Annotated in this window: 18 protein-coding genes; 14 read left to right on the forward strand and 4 right to left on the reverse strand. The window is 62.9% G+C overall.

The annotated features are described in order from the left end of the window. The first annotated feature begins 25 nt into the window (after positions 1-25). Positions 26-754 carry a MerR family transcriptional regulator gene (locus ACZ46K_RS23685; protein ID WP_054805316.1) on the forward strand — a complete coding sequence of 243 codons (729 nt, stop codon included), beginning with the start codon at positions 26-28 and terminating at the stop codon, positions 752-754. Between the two features lie 32 nt (positions 755-786). Next, on the forward strand, positions 787-2,382 hold the full coding sequence (locus tag ACZ46K_RS23690; protein ID WP_464745072.1) for an alpha/beta fold hydrolase: 1,596 nt from the start codon (positions 787-789) through the stop codon (positions 2,380-2,382). Between the two features lie 28 nt (positions 2,383-2,410). Here ACZ46K_RS23690 and ACZ46K_RS23695 read toward each other — a convergent pair whose 3' ends face one another. Next, positions 2,411-3,052, reverse strand: coding sequence for an HAD family hydrolase (locus ACZ46K_RS23695; RefSeq protein WP_054809704.1), 642 nt, complete (start codon positions 3,050-3,052; stop codon positions 2,411-2,413). Between the two features lie 204 nt (positions 3,053-3,256). Here ACZ46K_RS23695 and ACZ46K_RS23700 point away from each other — a divergent pair, with 204 nt between their 5' ends. From ACZ46K_RS23700 to ACZ46K_RS23750, 11 genes are all read left to right on the forward strand, one after another. Further along, positions 3,257-4,123: a MurR/RpiR family transcriptional regulator gene (locus ACZ46K_RS23700; protein ID WP_464745073.1), complete on the forward strand. Its 867-nt coding sequence runs from the start codon at positions 3,257-3,259 to the stop codon at positions 4,121-4,123. 34 nt (positions 4,124-4,157) lie between these two features. Next, on the forward strand, positions 4,158-6,293 hold the full coding sequence (locus ACZ46K_RS23705; protein WP_464745074.1) for an outer membrane protein assembly factor BamB family protein: 2,136 nt from the start codon (positions 4,158-4,160) through the stop codon (positions 6,291-6,293). Next, complete coding sequence (locus ACZ46K_RS23710; RefSeq protein ID WP_464745076.1) at positions 6,290-7,240, forward strand: carbohydrate ABC transporter permease; 951 nt, start codon at positions 6,290-6,292, stop codon at positions 7,238-7,240. The genes ACZ46K_RS23705 and ACZ46K_RS23710 overlap by 4 nt, the downstream gene beginning before the upstream one ends. Next, positions 7,237-8,058, forward strand: coding sequence for a carbohydrate ABC transporter permease (locus tag ACZ46K_RS23715; RefSeq protein WP_199233166.1), 822 nt, complete (start codon positions 7,237-7,239; stop codon positions 8,056-8,058). Before ACZ46K_RS23710 ends, ACZ46K_RS23715 begins: the two co-directional genes overlap by 4 nt. Positions 8,059-8,093: 35 nt before the next feature. Beyond that, on the forward strand, positions 8,094-9,425 hold the full coding sequence (locus tag ACZ46K_RS23720) for an ABC transporter substrate-binding protein (protein ID WP_464745077.1): 1,332 nt from the start codon (positions 8,094-8,096) through the stop codon (positions 9,423-9,425). Next, the gene (locus ACZ46K_RS23725) at positions 9,422-10,528 is read left to right on the forward strand and encodes an ABC transporter ATP-binding protein (RefSeq protein ID WP_464745079.1); all 1,107 of its coding nucleotides are present in this window, start codon (positions 9,422-9,424) and stop codon (positions 10,526-10,528) included. The genes ACZ46K_RS23720 and ACZ46K_RS23725 overlap by 4 nt, the downstream gene beginning before the upstream one ends. A 245-nt stretch (positions 10,529-10,773) precedes the next feature. Beyond that, positions 10,774-11,226, forward strand: a complete 453-nt coding sequence (locus tag ACZ46K_RS23730) for a hypothetical protein (protein ID WP_054809699.1) — start codon at positions 10,774-10,776, stop codon at positions 11,224-11,226. Positions 11,227-11,577: 351 nt separating this feature from the next. Further along, positions 11,578-11,985, forward strand: coding sequence for an SgcJ/EcaC family oxidoreductase (locus ACZ46K_RS23735; RefSeq protein WP_054805288.1), 408 nt, complete (start codon positions 11,578-11,580; stop codon positions 11,983-11,985). 227 nt (positions 11,986-12,212) lie between these two features. Further along, positions 12,213-12,983, forward strand: coding sequence for a replication protein (locus tag ACZ46K_RS23740; RefSeq protein ID WP_464745082.1), 771 nt, complete (start codon positions 12,213-12,215; stop codon positions 12,981-12,983). Positions 12,984-13,170: 187 nt separating this feature from the next. Continuing rightward, a complete protein-coding gene (locus tag ACZ46K_RS23745) occupies positions 13,171-14,565 on the forward strand; it encodes an IS1380 family transposase (RefSeq protein ID WP_054811013.1) in 1,395 nt (464 codons plus the stop codon). A gap of 321 nt (positions 14,566-14,886) precedes the next feature. Continuing rightward, the gene (locus ACZ46K_RS23750) at positions 14,887-15,495 is read left to right on the forward strand and encodes a DUF2510 domain-containing protein (RefSeq protein ID WP_054810792.1); all 609 of its coding nucleotides are present in this window, start codon (positions 14,887-14,889) and stop codon (positions 15,493-15,495) included. A 15-nt stretch (positions 15,496-15,510) separates the two neighbouring features. On the opposite strand, the gene ACZ46K_RS23755 is transcribed toward ACZ46K_RS23750, so the two are convergent. Together ACZ46K_RS23755 and ACZ46K_RS23760 are read right to left on the reverse strand one after the other, a co-directional pair. Next, complete coding sequence (locus tag ACZ46K_RS23755; RefSeq protein WP_464745084.1) at positions 15,511-15,990, reverse strand: hypothetical protein; 480 nt, start codon at positions 15,988-15,990, stop codon at positions 15,511-15,513. Positions 15,991-16,110: 120 nt separating this feature from the next. Next, entirely contained in the window at positions 16,111-16,854 is a 744-nt protein-coding gene (locus tag ACZ46K_RS23760) for a DUF4352 domain-containing protein (RefSeq protein WP_464745086.1), read from the reverse strand. A 580-nt stretch (positions 16,855-17,434) separates the two neighbouring features. Here ACZ46K_RS23760 and ACZ46K_RS23765 point away from each other — a divergent pair. Continuing rightward, positions 17,435-17,782 (forward strand): hypothetical protein, encoded by a 348-nt coding sequence (locus ACZ46K_RS23765; RefSeq protein WP_464745088.1) that lies wholly within the window; start codon positions 17,435-17,437, stop codon positions 17,780-17,782. 144 nt (positions 17,783-17,926) lie between these two features. Here the strand turns inward: ACZ46K_RS23765 and ACZ46K_RS23770 are convergent, their stop codons facing one another. After that, positions 17,927-18,451, reverse strand: coding sequence for a hypothetical protein (locus tag ACZ46K_RS23770; RefSeq protein WP_054807653.1), 525 nt, complete (start codon positions 18,449-18,451; stop codon positions 17,927-17,929). Positions 18,452-18,606: the final 155 nt, after the last annotated feature.

An 18,606-nucleotide genomic window follows, 5' to 3' on the forward strand; every position in this document is an offset into this window, starting at 1 on the left:
AGAACACCGAGACACAGGAGACGGCATGGGGTGGAGCACTCGCGAACTCTCCGAACTCGCTGGCACGACGGTGAAGTCGGTGCGGCACTATCACGACATCGGCATTCTCGATCAGCCGCCGCGGGCATCCAACGGCTACAAGCAGTACGGCGTCGCGCATCTTGTTCGGGTGTTGCAGATCAAACGCCTCACCACGCTCGGATTCTCGCTCGCGCAGGTTGCCGAGATGGGTGAGGACATCACGCATCCGGTGCAGTCGTTGCAGGCGCTGGACGCCGAATTGGCGGCCACCATCGAACGGCTACAGCGTGCGCGGATGGAGGTCGGCCTTCTTCTGCGGCATTCCGCGAGACCCGATCTTCCGTCCGAATTGGCTCTCGCGGGCAATGTCGGCGACCTCTCCGATGCCGACCGATCCTTCGCGACGTACTTGACCAGAGTGCTCAGCCCATCCGACCTCGACGCATACGGCGAATTGTTGCGCAGCCCCGCCACACAGACCAGCGCAGATTTCGACGCCCTGCCTGCTGACGCCGACGAACAGACGCGGGCAGACCTGGCCCGACGAATGATCCCCGAAATCGAAACCTTGACCGAGCAGTATCCCGGCGCATTCGACAGCGAAATCGCACACGATCCCCGCACTGCGCGCAAGATCGGAGCCGTGATGTCCGAGGTCTACAACCCCGCACAACTCGACGTACTGCGCAGAGTGGCGCTGGCACGTCATACAGACGACAGCGCCGACAACTGACAATCCCCATTCCCGATCGGAGCTCGGTTCCCATGTTCGGACCTCGATATCGAGGCGCGCTCTCACTGCCACAGCCCATGCCCGTTCTCGCCGTTGCGGCCTCGACGCTCCTGGCCCTCGGCGCGTGCAGTTCCGGGCCGACGACGTCGCACGCACTCCAACCCGAGCCGGAGTCCTCGGCGGAGTTGCAACGCTTCTACGGCCAGGACCTGGTGTTCGGCGCGTGTGAGGGTTACGCCACCACCGCCGCCGACCAGGCCGTATTCACCAGCGATCCCGGATTCCGCTGCGCCCGTGTGGAAGTTCCTCTCGACTATGACGAACCCGACGGCGAAACTGCGCAGATCGCACTGCTCAAAGCACCTGCCCGGGGCGAACCGGTCGGGACCTTGATTCTCAACCCCGGTGGACCCGGAGGTGCCGGCATGAGCATGGCCGCAGTCGGCGCCACCACCTTGGCCGAGAGCCCTCTCACCGCAAACTTCGACCTCGTCGGGTTCGATCCCCGCGGTGTCGGAGCCTCCACACCTGCCATCGACTGCTTCACCGACGCCGAAACCGACGCGGGCGAAGCCGGGACCACCGTGCTCACCGGCTCCGGATCGTGGACCGAGGACGATACTCGAGCGCTGGTGGAGCAATGCTCGCAACGGTCCGGCGGCGACGAGGTGCTGGCCGGTGTCGGCACCCGCGACACGGCACGCGACATGGATATCCTCCGCGCCGTACTCGGCGACGACAAGCTCAGCTACCTCGGCCGCAGCTACGGCACGAGGCTCGGTGCGGTGTACGCCGAGATGTTCCCCGCCAACGTGAGGGCAATGGTCCTCGACGGAGCCATCGATCCGCACTTGGGAACCGCCGAACGCCGCATCACCCAGTTCGCCGCTTTCCAACGATCTTTCGACGATATGGCAGCCGAGTGCGCCAAGGCGCCGGACTGCCCACTGGGCACCGATCCGAGCAGGGCCGTCGAGATGTTCCACGACATCACTCGTCCCCTCATCGACGATCCGATCATCACAGCAGACGGGCGACGGATGGACTTCGACGCCGCCTACGGCGCAGTGATAGCCGGGCTGTACGACTCGCGGGTATGGCCGGTCATCACCAAGGGGATCGGCGAGTTACGCGCGCGTGCACCCGAGACTCTGCTGCGCATCACCGACGCGTTCGGAGGCCGGGGAGAGGACGGTACATATCCGAACGCTCCCGAGGCGAACTTCGCGATCAACTGTATGGACGAACAACGCAACACTCCGGAACAGGAAGTCGACCTGAAGCGTCGGATCCAGGCGGTCGCTCCGTTCACCGACGCCGGACTCGGCCCTGAAGGCGCACGCGACCCATGTGAATCATGGCCCGCAGAACCCACATTGAACTACCCGTATGCCACCGACATCGACGGACTACCCGACACGCTGACCATCTCGATCACCGGCGATCCATCCACACCGTACGAGGCGGGTGTGAGCCTCGCCGACACCTTGGGCGGCAGCCTGCTCACCGTTGACGGTGATCAGCACACGATTGCATTCGACGGCACCAGCGATTGCGTAGACGCCATCGTCGCCGACTACCTCATCGATCTGACATCCCCGCCGGAACACTCCCGATGCAGTCTCTGACCACCGGTCTGCACCGACCTCGCGCGGCCTACAAGTTGGCCCCCGGAGCCTCTTCGAGCAGGCCGAGAAGACTCGACAGATCCGCGAGATCCTCGAGGTGGTGGTCGCTTCCTGCCGCCGCGAGAATGCTCGGGTGCTGGTAGCCCCCACCGATCGAGATCGGCGTGTAGCCGGCTCGCCGGGCACACGTCATGTCATAGGCGGTGTCGCCGATGTAGAACGCGTCGTCCCCGAGGGGCCGGAGCGAAGCCAGACATTCCGCCTTGTCGGCGACCGACGCACGCACATGGTCGAACACCCCGGCCAGGCCGTTGCGCTCGAGGTCGTTGTGGACGACCGCAGCGTCCGCAGCGGTCACCACACCTGTGACGACGCCGTGCCGCCGAAGCTCTGCGAGCATGTCGGCCGCACCATCACGGACCGGTGCAGGTGACTCCATCACCGTGTTCCACCGCGCCTCGACGCCATCGACCTCCGAGTCGGCGATGCCCATCCCGCGCAGCCAGTCCTTCATCGGCAGCGTGAACGAATTCTGGAATGTGGCGCGGTCCATCGTCGGGATCCCCCGGCCCGCGACGGCGTCGTTCGTCGCGGTGACAGCTCGGTCGAGATCGTCCATGACTGTCCCGTTCCAGTCGAACAGGACGAGTAGGCGAGCACGCACGGTCATGGAATTTCTCCTGGAAGTCGAGGGATGCGCCGACGCGACCGCGCCGGATACGAGAGATCTCTGCACGGAAGGTGTCTCCGCTGACCTTCACATTGCCACGCATTCCTGAAACTTTTGTTCAGAATCATCACGCTTGTGAAAACTTCATTCGTCGTTCACCTGTGGTGGCACTCCGGTTCACGGCGAGCCCATAGGTTCACTGCCATGACCGACAAGGCCGTGACGTCGGCTCCGTTATCGCACAGCGATATTCGGCAGCTGATCAGGTCCCACCTCCTCACCTTCTCACCCGCCGAGCGCCGTGTGGCCGACGTGGTCCTGTCGGACTCATTGGAACTGCTCGATACCACCGTCACCGAACTTGCCGAGCGCGCCAACACATCTGCTGCAAGCGTGGTACGAATGTGCACCAGCATCGGTCTCCGCGGCTATCAGGAACTGAAGACACGGCTCGCCCTCGAACATGTCCCCGCCACACACCTCGACTCCGAGACCGAGCGCGATGGCCACAACCTGACGACAACGATACTGCGCGATTTCGCCGCCGCACTGAGAGATACCGCGAGCACTCTCGACATGGAATCGGTGAATGAGGTGGTGGCGGAGCTACTTTCCGCACAGCGCATTCAGCTCGCCGCTGTCGGGACGTCGGCGATGCTGGCCTCCGACTGCGCCTACCGACTCAGCACACTCGGCCTCAACGTCACCTATGTCGCCGATGTCCACGCACAACACATCCAGGCACGGATGCTCCGCGAGACCGATCTCCTGTTCGCCATCAGCCACACGGGTTCGACCTTCGAAACACTGGCCGCGGCACGCGCAGCGAAGGCTTCGGGGGCAAAAGTCGTGGCGCTCACCAGTTTCACTCGATCTCCACTGACCGAACTGTGTGACCGGACCATCATCGCCGGCAGCGCAGAAACCCGAATTCGCGTCGAAGCCGTCACCAGCAGGCTCGTTCACCTCGCTGTCCTGGACGCGCTCCACATCATTCTCAAACGACAGGTACCGGACGTCGAGAGGTATCTGCAGGCAACTGCAGACGTCCTGGCCGAACACCGCTTCTGACCAATCCCCTCCCTCAATGCAAGGTGCAACAAACATGCATGGAACAGTCCGCGGCGCCGACAGAATCGGCCTTCCCGGAGTGATCGTCTCCAATGGACAGGACACCACCCGCAGCGACGACAACGGCGCATACACGCTCCCGGAACGAGGACGATTCGTCTTCGTCTCCCGTCCCGAAGGGTTCACCGCTACCCGCTGGTGGTTTCCCGCCACGCCCGGACCCGTCGATTTCGACCTCGTGGAACATCAGCAGAGCTTGCCTTTCGAAATCGTGCATCTGACCGACACGCACCTGAGCGTTCCCGGTGGCGTGGCGGAAGGCACCGAACGCAAACGGCGCTCGATGTACCCGGAAGGTGGTCTGTCGGACCAGTTCACGACACTCCTGCGCTCGCTCCCGACGACCTTGCCCGACGCACAGGCGATCTTCCTCACCGGCGACCTCGTGGACACCGGAGTCTCCGATGAGTACGAAGCTCTGGTCGAGGCGCTCGCAGCGAGCCCCCTTCCTGTTCATGCGATTCCCGGAAACCACGATCACATGAACGGCCGCAGCGAGACGGTGATCTCCCCGAACAACTACCTCACGAACACGGCCGACCCCTCCGCCTACGAAAGCCATCTCGGTCCCCGGTGGTACAGCTTCGACATTCCGGGCCTGCACGTCGTCGCGATGGACTGGCACACCCACGAGCTGGGGCTCGACAACGTTGTTCAGGAAGAGTGGCTCCGCAACGACCTGGCGCTGGTGTCTGCGGACACTCCGTGGGCATTGCTGTTCCACGACCAGCCGAACGACACCCTGCTCACTAAGGTTCCTCGCCCGCCCGTGGCCACGTTCTCAGGCCACTGGCACACCTCGCGGGTGGTACGGGTGGACGGCACGCTGCACGTCAACACCGCGCCCACGCTTTTCGCCGGACTGGACTACAGTCCGCCATCGCTGCGACGAGCAGTCTGGGACGGCACGGAGTTCACCCTCGACACCGTGGCACTCCACTCGTGCGACGACGCCCGACTCGCCCCTGTTCTGAGCAAGTCCACCATCGCCTCCGCACCGAATGCATCGACAGTCGAGGCCGTCCGCTGGCGTACCTTCCTCACCGGCGGCGGTCATCGACAAGGCGTGTCGATCGACGAAGGCCGGGTCTTCGTCGGCTCACAGATCGAGGACTCGCCGGGCGGAGCCGTCGAGGCACTCGAACTCGACACGGGCCGCGTCCTGTGGACCGCGCACACCTCGTCGTCTGTCAAGGTTGCCCCGACGGTCGTCGGGGATGTCGTGGTCGGTGTCGAGGTCACCGGCGACGTGTCGGGCTACGACCGGGCCGACGGCACGCTGCTGTGGACCTGTCCGTCACCCGACCCTCTGCGACGCTTCGCGTGGGGAGCGCCGTCGAAGGCCGACGGCAGTGTGGTCGTCGGAGATCAGGCCGACCTGCGCCGTATCGACGTCGCCGACGGCAGTGTCCTCTGGCGGCGGACCGATCTGGCTCCCCATCACAATCTCGTGAGTCATACCGCTCCCCTGATCGTCGACGACCTGGTGGTGGCAGGTTTCTGGCCCAGCCCCGAACATCCCATCGGGTTGAGTCTGGACACCGGCGACAACCTGTGGACGCAGGCTGCCGCGGAATCGTCGGCGGACTTCCGGAAGACCAAGCGCCTGCTGGTCATGGGCACCGCCGCGTACGACGCCGCGACCGAGACGGTGCTCCTGCCCGGATACTCAGCGACAGTCGCGGTGGATGCCGCATCCGGAACATTGACGTGGGTGGCGGAGCATGCGGGCAACTACAGTGCAACCTCACCGGTGGTCACCGATCGAGGCATCCTCGTGACAGTCGTGGGACGCGGGCTCACGATGCTCGATCGCACCGACGGGCACATCCTCTGGGACCTCGAAATCGACTCGGCCGCCCCGTTCCCCATGCAGCCCTACTCCAAGCAGGCCGGTTCTGTCCTCGCACCGCCACTGGTGCTCGACGACACGATCTTCCTTCCCTGCCTGGACGGAACGATCCGGACGTACTCCCTCGACGGCGTACCGCTCACCAGCGTTTCTGCCGGTGTGCCCGTGGCTGCGCCGCTGGTCGACGCAGGGCACCTCCTCATCGGGTTCGGACTGGACGGTGGCGTCTTCGCGATGGACCGAGAGGCGCTGCTGTGACCGCCACGCTCAGCTCGCGGGTCGAGGAGAAGAAACCACCGTCCTCTTCCACCGACGCAAAGCAATCCGACTACCGTCCCTCGGCATGGCGTCGGTGGGCCCCGGTGATCATGGTGTCGCCCATGGCGATCCTGGCATCCGTCTTCATCTTCCTCCCGGCGGTTCTCACGTTCATCGGAAGCTGGTTCTCCATTCCGCTGGCCGGCGGCGAATGGGCATTCGTCGGATTCGCCAACTACCAGAAGATCTTCGGCGACTCTCGGGTGTGGCAGGCGATCACCAACACCGTCCTGTACTCGCTGGGCACGATCATCCCGAGCCTCGCGATCGGTTTGTTGCTGGCGCTGCTCGCCGATTCCCTCACTCGCGGAAGGGCACTGGTTCGTACCCTGCTCTTCCTGCCCATGACCGCAAACCTGGTCGCCATGGCCGTGGTCTTCACGTTCATGTTCGACTTCCGTAGCGGCGTCGCGAATTCCCTGCTGGGCATGATCGGCGTCGCACCGATCAACTGGCTCGGCAGCACGGACTACTCGCTGCTCACCGTCGCACTCGTCGGAATCTGGCGGACCGCGTCGTTCACCATGATGATCTTCTTCGCCGGCCTGGCGACCGTCCCGGACACCATGCACGAGGCCGCACGCATGGAAGGCATCAACGGGTGGACGCGACTGGTGAAGATCACGCTGCCCGTGATGAAGCCGTCCGTGGTGTTCGCCGTGGTCATGGCCGTCCTCCAATCCGTCCAGGCATTCGACACGGTTCGGGTGATGACAGACGGCGGCCCACAGCATTCGTCCGAACTGATCCTGACCATGGCATGGCGGATGGGCTTCCAGTACTTCGATCTGGGCGCGGCGTCGGCGCTGTCCTTCTTGATGGTGGTGGCGCTGCTCGCAGTCGGCATCTGGCAGCGACGCATGCTCTCCGGAAAGGCCGAACGATGAACACTGCCCTACGGACCGGCAGGTGGGTACTCCTCACCGTCGCACTCCTGATCTCGCTGTTCCCCTTCTACTGGATGCTCCGCACCTCGGTTGCAGACCACGACCAGGTATTCGGCACCGGATTCTCCCTGCTGCCGGACGGCATCACCTTCGACGGTTACGCCCGCGCGTGGAACGATGCGTCGCTGGGCAACGCCATGGTGGTGGGGTTGCTCGTCACCTTCGGCATCCTGGCCCTCCAACTGCTGACCTGCATCCCGGCCGCGTACGTGCTGACAGTGCACCGTGCGCGGTGGACCGGCAAGCTGTTCGGGTTCGTCATGCTGTGCCTGCTCATACCGGCGCAGGTCACGATGATTCCGCTGTTCATCGGCCTCAACCAGGTCGGACTCGGCGACACCCTGGCCGCGCTGATCCTGCCGTTCGCCACATCGGTGCTCGGTACCTTCATGATCCGCAACCAGATGATGTCCATCCCCGCGGCGCTGTTCGAGGCATGCGAGATGGATGGACTGGGGCCGATCCGCACGATGATCAGCATCGTCACGCCCATCGCGATGCCCGGTATCGCCGCCTTCAGCGTGTACTCGATCTTCGTTCACTGGAACGACTACATGTGGCCCCTTCTCGTGGCACGAAGCCCCGAGATCCAGACTCCCCCACTGGCATTGTCCATCTTCCAGGACGCCAGCACCGGATTCGACTATCCCGCGCTTGCCGCCGGTGCCGCGATCGTCACTGTGCCGATCGTCGTCATCTTCCTCGTCGCCCAGAAGCATTTCGTGCGGGGCATGAGCGGTACCGAAATCACCGGATAACTACCCCCACACCCCACAACAGGAGCAACAGACTCATGCGTTCCCGTACACGTGTCCTCGTCGGCACCACCGCAACAGCCCTCACCTTCGGTCTCGCCGCGTGCGGCGGCGCCGGCACCACCACGACAGATCAGCCCGCAGACGGAGCATCGGTGGCCGCTGCCGTCGATGTCGACCAGTGCGCCGTCGAAGGAACCGTCATCGACGTCGCATTCAACTCGGTGGCCACCGAATCCATGGCTGCTGCCGTGAAAGCGATGGAAGCGAAATACCCGGGCCTGACGTTCGACGCGGAACCCGCAGCGTCCACGTCTTACGACGATCTCACCCAGCAGATCGTCGCCGACATCGCCGTGGGCAACCGCCCCGACCTCATCATGACCGGACTCGGACAGATGCAGTTCTGGGTCGACGCCTACGACCCCGTCCCCTTCGACTCCTCGGTTCTGGCCGACACCTACCAGAAGCAGTTCCTCGGCGCCGGCACAGCTCGCGACGGTGTCACCTATGTGGCGCCCGCGCAGATCTCCGCGCCGGTCATAGTAGTCAACCAGGACCTGCTCGACGAGGCCGACGCGGGGGCAGCCGAAGATATCAAGACCTACGACGATCTTCTGCGTGTCGCGGAGAAGGTCACCACGAAGACCGGGTCGCCGTCCGTCTCGATCGCTCCTACGGGCCTACTCGAGTGGTTTGCGCAAGGACTCATCCAGGCTTCCGGCGGCACTCTCGTCGATTCCGAAGGCGCCGCAGCATTCGGTGACGCTGCCGGTGTCGACGCACTGCGCATCTCGTCCGACCTCGGCAGCAACGGGTGGGAGGCAGGCATTCCCGACGCCACCCAGGCCATGGACATCTTCACCTCGGGCACCTTGCCCATCTCGATGGTCACCACGTCCAACATCGCGGCAATCAGCCAAGGTATCGGCGACAAGTTCGACTGGATGCCCATCAAACTGCCGACCGTCGACGGCAACCAGGATCGCGCGTTGCCCGCAGGCGGCAACGGCTACATGGTCCTCTCGGAAGATCCCTGCCGCGCAGCGTTCGCCAATGAGCTCATCGGGCAGATCCTGACCCCGGAGAGCGTGCTGCAGGCGTCGGGCACTCAGCGCAGCTACATCCCCGTGGACACCACTGCTCGCGACGAACTTCTGGCATCCGACCAGGCGACCCCGCAGATGACGTTCGCGTGGACCTTCGACAACGAACTCACCCAGTGGGGTGGGTTCCCGGGCGCGCACACCGCCGAGATCTACGACATCATCGAAGTGATGAACCAGCAGCTCCAGACCGGCGCGGACGCCGAAAGCACCGTGCAGAGCGCAGTCGAGTCCATCAACGCAATCGTAGGAGCCGTGTCGTGACCGCCATCCAGATCTCGGGTGTCACCAAGACCTTCGGCGACGTCGCGGCACTCGCAGATATCGACCTCGACGTCCAGTCCGGTGAGAACATCGCCATCCTCGGACCGTCCGGTTCCGGCAAATCCACCCTCTTACGGATCATCGCCGGCCTCGAGGCCGTCGACACAGGCGAGATCCGGTTCGGAGGTGAGCCGCAGAACGGGATCCCGCCCGAGAAGCGTGATGTGGCAATCGTTTTCCAGAGCTACGCTCTCTATCCACATCTGAGCAGTCGCGAGAACATCACCCTGGGCCTGCGACACGGGAAGAAGCTCAGCCGCGCGGAGGCAGACGCTCGCGCCACCGACATCGCCACCCGGATGCAGGTCGAGCACCTCCTCGATCGCAAGCCTCGGCAGATGTCGGGTGGGCAGCGTCAGCGCATCGCGCTGGCCAGGGCGCTCGCTCGGCGCAGCAACATCGTGCTGCTCGACGAACCGCTCTCCGGGCTCGACGCCCAGCTCCACGCCGCCCTCCGCGTGGAGATCGCGGGACTGCTGCAGTCGGTGGGTGCCACCGGCATCAACGTCACCCACGACCAAGCCGACGCGATGGCAATGGCGTCCCGTATCGCCGTCATCAACAAGGGGCGCATTGAACAGCTCGGCACCCCCGATGAGCTGTACCGGCAGCCGCAGACGTTGTTCGTCGCAGGTTTCGTGGGCACTCCTCCGATGAATCTCTTCCGCGTCGACCCCGAAACCCGCACGTCGCGCTTCGGTCCTCTTCTCGGTGGCGACGACGACATCACACTCGGTGTGCGGCCCGAACGGTTCCACCTGGGAGATGGAGCTCTCCACTCCTCGGAGATCTGGCGTGTGGACGGCAGGGTCGTGCTCATCGAACCGACCGGCCGCGAACGCATCGTGCACATCCAGTCGTCCACATCCGAGTCGTTCGCGATTCTGCTGAGCAGCGACCAGGTACCGGCCGTCGGTGAACACGTCACCGCGTGGTGCGAGCGCAGTCATGTGCACGTGTACTCGAACGTCACCGAGCAACGACTCGGAAATGCACAGGAACGCGGCATCGACATCCGCGAACCCGCACTGGCCCACAGCTGACCGATAGCACCATCCGAACGCAAACGACCTCGAAATAACCTGCCGCCCCGCTGTTCCCGCTACATTCTCAGCCATACACACCGGCTATGGCCCGCGCGTATGAATGGAAATGTAGCGGGAACACTGCAGGCGACGGACGAACACTCGACACGACCACGTTTAGGCCTTGGGCGCATCGGCGTACCGCCGAGTAATCCGGAACCGGTTCACCGACAAGAGTCGCGCTGCGCTGAAAGAATCCGGCCATGGACCGCAACCGAGACAGCGACGACGACTACCAACACGAGTACTACAGCACGGCCGAGCTTGGTGATGAAGAGTGGCTATCGCCGACCGTGCGGCACGGGGACTTCGAGCAGGCGGACTGGGACATGCGATTTCTGTCCGCACTGACCAAGCATCTGTCGGCGCGACCGTGGGACACCGGCGTCTACGAAATCGAACGGTTGACCTGGGCCGATTCGATCATGACCCTGGTGGTGCGCGTCTGGGGCCGCGACAACTCCGTCCTCGTGGGGTGGTGCGAACATCTCCCCACGGTGCGAGGAGGATTCCGACCCGACGATCCAGAATCGGTCGCCGGAGCCTGGCACACCGGCGAGTTCTATCCTCGCTATCTGCCCGAGCCGTATTCGCCCGGTCCCTACGGGATCCACTGGATCGGCACAGGACGACCGTCCCATCCTGACAACCTATAGGCTCGTGGGCGGAAAGCGACCCCTGCCTTGCTCACGATGCCTCGTCGACCCCGAAGCCCGCACGTCGCGCTTCGGTCCACTTCCCGGTGGCGACGACGCAACACACTCGGTGTGCGGCCCGAACGGTTCCACCTGGGAGAGGGGGCTCTGCACTCGTCCGAGAGCTGGAACGCACAGCAGTGCGGCATCGGCCTTCGGGACCCGGCGCTCGTTGCGGGTTGAGCCACGGCCACCGATTGCCTGCTGTTGTTGACGGCACCGTGGGTTGCGCGGACGATGAACCGGCGCACCCCACGGATTCCCACCCAAACCCTTGACCTCGAGTTCACTCGAGGTTCTACTGTCGCCCACATGACAACTACTCCAGACCCCCACGACCTCGAGCAGATCCAGGCAATCGTCCGCGACGTGCAGGATGGCTTCAACACCAACGACGCATCACTGATGAACGCTCATCTCGCCGACGACGCGATCGTCGTGAATGCACGAGGTGCGGTCCTCGCCGGACGCGCAGCAATCCAGAAGGTGTCGGAGGACGCGCTCGCCGCCGGTTACCTGAACGAGTCGACGGCCTACTACGACCTGAGCGACGTCGCCGCGCTGTCTCCCGATGTCATCGCCGCTCGGAAGAACGCATGGTCGACGAAGCAGGACGCCGACGACGGTAATCCGCCGGAGATGAACGCGCTGTATATTTTCGTTAAGCGGGACGGTCGCTGGTTAATTTGGAGGCGGCAGAACACCATCGTCTCGAGTTAGGCCTGAAGCCGGTTCAGCGAGAGCTGCCACTTTCGACAGTGAATACACGAATTGCTCTCGTAATCTGCTGCACCCACGCGATTTTCGACCAAGGTCTTGCGTTCGCTGTACGAACGGTGCCAAGATTCCAAGATCGCCGACAATCCGAGCGGCGTCCCAAGTGAAGAAGGCCCGCCAGGAGTTGCAGCTCCCGACGGGCCGGTTGTCCGACTTACAAGGAGTCGAACGTGGCCAAGAATACCTTGGCTGGTGGGGTGCGTCGTGGACCGCGCCTGGCCAGCAACTTCACCATCCTGAGTAACGCCGTCCTCAACGACGACCGCCTCTCCTTCCGTGCGCGCGGCGTACTGATCTGGCTCCTGTCGAAGCCGGACGATTGGCGCACCCGATCGGACTCGATCGCCGCGCAGTCGCCGACAGAAGGGCGCGATGCCATCCGCTCCGCACTTCGCGAGCTCGCCGAACTCGGCTACCTCGCGCGCGAGAAGTTTCAGAACGAGCTCGGCCAGTGGTGCACCGTCCAGACCATCTACGAAGAGCCCGTCATCATCCCGGGGCCTGAAAAACCGACCCGCGGCGACGCGGACGACGGTAATCCAGGCGCTCTTATCAGTACTGATAGACCAAGGACTGAAACCAACCGCCCGTCACGGTCTTTGAACGTCCCGCTCAGTCCCGACATCGCCGGCCTTGCGGCGGCGTGTCGACATGCAGGATTGACGGCGACGTTCGCATATCTCAAACCCGAGGCGGCTGCAGCGATTGACGAGCTGATCGAGGTGCATGGGGTGTCGGCGTTGGTTGCGGCGGCAAAATCGGTGCATCGTCCGGGCAATCCCATGAGGTTCGCGCAGGCCTGGATTCCACTCTGGCAGGGGTTGGCGGCGCCACGGTCGGTGCCGGACAAGTGCGGGGCGTGCGATGAGTATGGGTGGTTGCCGGACGACGAGCACGGGCGGGCCGTGAGGTGTGGGTGCCGGACACCAGCTGCGGCCTAGCAAATCGTCAGTATCGAGATTCTGATCCCTACACCAATGTCGCCAACTCCAGATGACCTTGCCTAACCTCGCGCTTTCGTGCTGATTGAGCGAGCGGCCGTGTCGAACACAAAGAATGGTGCCCTGAGCTGGGATAATTCGACTTGCTGAGGGTCGAGTTTCAACCAGTTCGAGGAGCACCATTCCGGTGAGCAAGTCTACGTCCCCCTACCCACACGTGTCCGCATCGGCCAACGGAACCGGCATCGTGTCACATGCCGGCGCCGTCCTGCTGTTGCGCACCGCCGAGAAAACCGGCCTCACCACGGCATTGACGACCGAACTCGCCCGGTTCCGGAAACCGTTGGCACGCCACGATCCCGGCAAGATCCTCCTCGACCTCGCAGTCTCCCTCGCGCTCGGCGGGGACTGCCTCGCCGACATCAACCAACTACGCGCCCAGCCCGAACTTTTCGGCACGGTGGCCTCCGACCCGACCGTCTCCCGCCTGATCACCACCCTCGCGGGTGACGCCGACATCGCACTGGCCGCCATCGGACGGGCCCGCACCGCCGCCCGCGCCCACGCCTGGACCGCCGCCGGCTCCTCGGCACCGGATCACACCATCGACGAGCGGACACCGCTGGTTGTCGACATCGACGCCACCCTCGTCACCGCGCACTCGAACAAAGAACACGCCGCCCCGAACTTCAAACGCGGCTACGGGTTTCATCCGTTATGCGCGTTCGTCGACCACGGTGAGCACGGCACCGGTGAACCCGTCGCGATGCTCCTGCGCCCGGGTAACGCCGGTTCGAACACCGCCGCCGACCACATCACCGTCGTGCAGGACGCCCTCGCGCAGTTGCCGTTCGATCCGGGATATCGGGTCGGGAAGAAGGTGCTGGTCCGGATCGACGGCGCCGGCGGCACCCACTCCTTGATCGAGTATCTGACCAAGCGCAGGCTCTCGTATTCGGTCGGATTCGGGTTGACCGACGCCCACGCCGCCGCGATCGATCTCGTTCCTGATCAGGCATGGACGCCGGCCTACGACTCGGACGGGCAGGTCCGTGACGGCGCTTGGGTCACCGAGATCACCGGGTTGCTCGACCTGTCGACGTGGCCGAACGGCATGCGCGTGATCGTGAGGAAGGAGCGTCCGCATCCGGGTGCGCAGTTGCGGTTCACCGATCGTGACGGACTGCGTCTGACGGCGTTCGTGACCAACACCCGCCGCGGGCAACTGCCCGATCTGGAGTTGCGGCACCGGCGTCGGGCTCGGTGCGAGGACCGGATCCGGACAGCGAAAGCGACCGGACTACAGAATTTTCCGTTGCACGGGTTCGATCAGAATCGGATCTGGTTGGCGCTCGTGCAACTGGCGTGCGAGCTGCTCGCGTGGATGCAGATGCTCGCGTTGACCGACACGACTGCACGCAGGTGGGAGCCGAAACGGTTGCGGTTGCGGGTGCTGTCGATCGCCGGGAAGATCGCCCGGCATGCCCGCCGGGTTCGGTTACGGCTGGCCGCGACGGCTCCTGGTGTCGATGTTCTCGTGGCCGGTCTGAACCGGCTTGCAGCACTACCTGCACCTGTGTGACCTGCACGAATCTTCTTCATCGAGACGAAAGGGACGCTCAGCTTGGGGCCGTGGACCCCGGCGTCACCCGACCGTGTCGGGTAGTCGATCGTGGAAGCACACCGGATCCACGGTTTTCCACGTCCAATCCGAACTGCTCAGGCCAGCGCGTCACCCGCGCGAAAGATTGAGGCTAACGGCCGCATCGACTCCTCATCCACAACGCGGCTCAAGCAGGGGATGCTCATCTTGACTTCTTGATTAGACACCAGTTACTTCGTGTGGCGATACGCTGAACCAGAGCGCAGAAGTAGAGTCTGCCGTTTCCTGGAGGTGCGAGCCATGCACGAGGAGCACAATGCGGCCCCCGGTTGGTATCCGGATCCTGACGGGCAAAAGCGATACTGGGACGGCGCGCAGTGGCTCGATCTCCCCAATCCTGAACCCCAGCCTCCACAATGGAAAACGCTTGCACACAGCAAGGTTGGGTGGATAACAGTCTCCTGCCTCATTCTCGCGCTGGGAATTGGTCTCGCCATGAAACTCAGCCACGATGCCAATGCCAGGACCGAAATGGCAGCCGCCGAATCTGCAACTTCCGAGGCGCAGCAAAGAGAAGCCGAACGAATCGCTACCGAGAACGCCGATCGAGAGCGGCGCGAAGAGGCCGAAAGGGCGATACGACGCATGAGCATCACTCAAGTCGAGTCCAGCATCATGGAAATGGCCGAGGGCCACGCAAACTCATCGATAATCGATGGGCCGGTAATCTCCGTATCATGTTCTCCGGTCAGCGGAGGATCGGTAGATGACCTTCTCGCCCTCACGACTGTACTCGAGTGTTTCGCAGCCACGGAAGTCAATCCGAACGGTTCCAGGAGCGGATACAAATACCACGCAACTATGAACTGGGAAGAGGAGACCTACACGTATGGATTCGGCGCTCCTTAAGCCTTCCAGGTAGATTCACTTCACAGAGAACATCACACCAAGCGCGGTCATCCCAATGTCCGAGAACATGATGGCAAACGAACATCCCTCCGCTGATGGGTCAGTTGGGCACCCCTTGGATACGAATTCAGCGTGCTGACCGTACAGAGTCTCGAACATTCCATTCAGGCTTTCGTCGTAGGAGGGATCCAGACTCTGCGCAGCGGAACGTTCGAAGAACTCGAGATACGCCTGCCGGTCATACATGCACTGCACCGGATCGACGTCATCACGACACTTCGTCGATGTCATCCGTTCATGCTGCTCAGCCATCGAGGCTGCCGGCTCAGTGGCACGCGGGACGGCACGAGTCGTCGGTACTGACGAACTCGGAGCTTCCGCCGCCACACTCTCCGCGACCGTTTGATCGAAAGGAGAAGGCTCATCGCCCGACGAGGCGCAGGAAACAATTGCGAGAACCGCGAAGAGCGAGACCAAGTAGTGACGCAACCTCATTATCCCATCCTCACATCGTGCCGAGTCGTTGCCGCGAGAATTCGGAACAAGTCACGGCGAGTGCCGTACTCCGTATACAACCACCTCACAGCACTCGGCCGCTGAACCGACCCGAGTCGGTCACCGAAGTGGGACATCGACACCGCCCGAGAACATCGAGTCGTGTAGTTCGAGGTGTGACGCTGTAGCACCGCTGAGCACATATGTAAGATTCCCGGATACCGATTGTCCTGGATTCAGGCTGGCTAACACTAAATCCGACGTCCAGTCGAACTCCGGCTCGAACTTTCGATCATTTCTATCTATGAGATATAGCGAGCTCACCGATACCGTCTGTGGACGATCTCCGATGTTCCTGATTTCGATCGATGCTGTCGCACCATCCCACGTGTGGACAACAAACTCGAACTTGCCGTCACGATAGGGTTTTCCAAGACCTGATGGAACAGCTGGGGCCGCTGGTGAGGTAGGGGGAGCAACTGCTGCTACGGGTGCAGAAGCCGGAGCGGGGCTGGTGGGCTGCCGAACCGTGGCCGGACGTGGTGTCGTTGACGGAGCTGTGTACGCCACAGTAGTCCGTTCGGCGGCCGTCGAGCGGGAGTTATCACTGTTCTTCACAACAAGCGAGCCAATGCCCATAACCACCAGTATGGACAGTACGACAACCGGGAGCTTCCACTTGTCGAATTTGCGTTTCGGCGGCTCTGCCGTTGGCCCCGGAGAATCCGCAGCGGTAGTGGCTGGAACTGGCACTGCACCAACAACTGCGCGTGGATATGTCGACGACGTCCACCGCTGACCGTCCCACCAGCGGTACTGGCGTGGGTCGTGCGGGTCTGGATGCCATCCGGAGGGTGGAAGCATGGATACGTGTCCGTTCTGCGAGGTTTCTACTTGTAGTTCGATCGGCCGCACCGGCCCGTTACAACCTCGATCGATCTGACGGAGTCTTGATTTTGTAGCCTCTCCTCCACTCCGCAGCCACTCACCATTTCGGTCCAGGTGAAATTAGTTGCAGGACAATCAATCTAACCATCCGATTGACGATCTTCCCACGGCTAATTCTGGACCAATTTCAACAGCCTTGAGACGTGAACGCCGCATTGGACGGCAAGATCGTTATGACCGTGTGTCGGGGCCGGGCTCCTCGTCAACGAACTCAAGCGGCGGTCGGGCCCGAGCAGAGTTTGACAGCACTCAGACGGGTTCGTGTCGTTCGGACAGATGACGAGGACCACAAGAAGTGAGACGCCTTTGTAGCGGGCCATCGGCGGGGGCGAGTGAACTGGTCCGTGAGCACGGGCAGATCGGCTATGGCCCGCCATCCAGCTATCTTGTTCGGTGATGGATCCGACTCCATCGTGGCCATGGCCACCAGAATCTTTCCACCTTGCAACCCGGACGGCATCCCTGCTGCGATCTTGAAGATCGCTACACTCCCACCATGGCTCGCATCCGCTCCATCGCCGCAGGCACGCAGAAGGTCCAAGCACATCCGACCGAAGTCGATTGTTACTACAACATCATCGATGAGGATGACACCCGCCTGCTGCACTTGAGCACGTTCGGTTCCGACTATCGCCAGTCCAAGCCGAAGAGCAGTCAGTCCATCCAATTAGACCGTGACATGGCAGTCCAGCTCATCGAGGTCCTTCTCAAAGTGTTTCCGGACATCCTTCCTGCGGCCAAGGCTGCCCTGCCCGGCCCTCGGGGCGCCTCCGACATAGCGTGGCCGGTCGACGAATCTCCCGTATTTCAGTCTCTCCTCAGAGAGCTCGGAATCAAGGACTGAGCGCTTCATCACCGTTCCCGTGTGAAGCTTCGAGCGGAGTTGATGGTCGGCCCGCCACTCTGAGAACACAGCGACGGACCGACATTTGCACGACCTGATTATTCTCGTCTCAACTTCGCGACAAGAGCACTCGCGTCTGTGCGTTCAAGCGGCATGAATTCGTAGCCCGTTGACAGCCAGCCACTCGTCACGATCGCTATCAGCGTCAGTGAGGATCGCGAGCTTCAGGCTCTCCCACAGAATCTCCACCACCCACCCGTCTCCCACTTCAGCTCTGATTCCGGGGAGAGGCGCACCCGCCTCTGCGAGCTGAGACAGCAGTGGCCGAGCCTCACTGGCAACAAGATCGAGTCGGGTGAAGAACTCGTCCCAGTAGCGGTGCTGTTCGTAACCCAGCGCGGCCTGGCCGACGAGGATCGCGAGTGTCAGTGCCGGGTATTTCGCTATGACGTCCTCGGCGATCCGGCCGAGTCGGAGCATGTCTGCAGCTTGGCGGCCGTACATTTCCTGAGCTCGGCGGATCTCGTCCTCGTCGAGGTTGATCTCGACTACGAGGGACGCTTTCTCCAGTCGCCGCGTGATCTCGAACTCCTGGTCGGACAGCCATTGCTGCCGGAACGACGCCCACTCAACGCAAACTCCCCCTCCTCGCAAGCAAACCTTGCTCACTAACCTCAATCTTTCGCGCGGGTGACGCGCTGGCCTGAGCAGTTCGGATTGGACGTGGAAAACCGTGGATCCGGTGTGCTTCCACGATCGACTACCCGACACGGTCGGGTGACGCCGGGGTCCACGGCCCCAAGCTGAGCGTCCCTTTCGTCTCG

It is taken from the genome of Rhodococcus sp. JCM 9793 (assembly GCF_055380405.1).